Below are 1,249 nucleotides of genomic sequence, written 5' to 3'. Positions count from 1 at the left end.
CTTCAGGGTGATAGTGCGGTTATGCGTAAATTACAGAATCAGGTTACCCGAACGGCATTATCTGATTTACCCGTCTTTATTCAGGGAGAAATTGGTACTGGAAAAGAGTTAGTCGCTCAAGCCATTCATCGTGGCTCTATTCGGGCTAAATATCCGTTTATCCGGGTCAATTGTCGTGAACTGTTAGCCGGTTGGAATATAGAAACAGCTGATGGTGTTAAAAATTGTTTAATGGCCGCACAGGGTGGGGTGTTATTTCTTGATGATATAGTCCACTTATCGTTAGAGCATCAGGCTCAATTATTACAGATTTTAGAGCTTGGGTATTATCAGAATTCAGATCAAGAGCGTTTATTTATTGATATTCGAATGATGGCTTCAACCACGGTTTCTCATCAAGAGTTGCTTGTATCTGGCAAGCTAATGACAGAACTATATTATCGATTAAATATTGTTTCTATCACGGTTCCACCACTTCGCGAGCGCGGTGATGATATAGTGAGTTTAGCGCGTCTATTGTTGTTGCAATACTCGCGTCAATATAATGGAGTCGCTCAATGTTTCAGCGATGATGCTCTCAATGCTTTACGTCAATATCCATGGCCAGGTAACGTGCGCGAATTAGTCAGTAAGCTTAAACGGGTCGCATTACTGGCGGATCATCAATGTGTTGGTTCTGAGTTACTTGAATTGCCAGGGACACAAGAGGATACACATAGCCTAAAACAGGCAAGAGCCGATTCAGATAGAGCCGCCGTTATCAAAGTATTAGAAAATAATCATAATCAAATCACAGCATCAGCTAGAGAATTAGGTATCTCGCGAGCAACTATGTATCGTCTTCTGAAAAAATACGATTTGCATCCCAATAAAAATAAATAAGTATCGCCCGTATCTTATACCTAAAAGGTTTTAATATACGGGCTAGGATATTGCTCTCTTTGTGATTAAATTGGGCGAACTTTTGTGCTAATAGAAACCGCTGGAATAGGGAACCACAAATCATAAACCCAGTTATACGCATAGGTATAGAAGAAATAGAAGATCACTAATCCCAAATCCATGATCAAAGCCTGCCACAATGTGATATCCAAAAACCACGCCATGACGGGTAATGTTAACCATAACAAGCTGATTTCAAAGCACACCGCATGAATAACTCTGTGCTTAAAGGTTTTTTCTAATCCGCCTGTAAAGCGTAGCATACCTTTATCAAACAGAATGTTATAAACAAAGTTCCAGCCTGTTG

Annotated in this window: 2 protein-coding genes; one reads left to right on the top strand and one right to left on the bottom strand. The window is 40.1% G+C overall.

Annotation, left to right across the window (positions count from 1 at the left end; genetic code table 11):
* Positions 1-882, top strand: an 882-nt coding sequence (locus I3255_RS13995) for a sigma 54-interacting transcriptional regulator (protein ID WP_238039359.1), incomplete at its 5' end; no start/stop codon positions are given.
* Positions 883-947: 65 nt separating this feature from the next.
* Here I3255_RS13995 and I3255_RS13990 read toward each other — a convergent pair.
* The coding region (locus I3255_RS13990) for a PACE efflux transporter (protein ID WP_238039357.1) at positions 948-1,249 on the bottom strand (302 nt) is incomplete at its 5' end.

The sequence above is a fragment of the Psychrobacter sp. Ps6 genome, assembly GCF_022129235.1.
Classification (GTDB): domain Bacteria; phylum Pseudomonadota; class Gammaproteobacteria; order Pseudomonadales; family Moraxellaceae; genus Psychrobacter.
The sequence above is the reverse complement of the archived record's forward strand: the minus strand, read 5'-3'. Positions and strand labels throughout refer to the sequence as shown.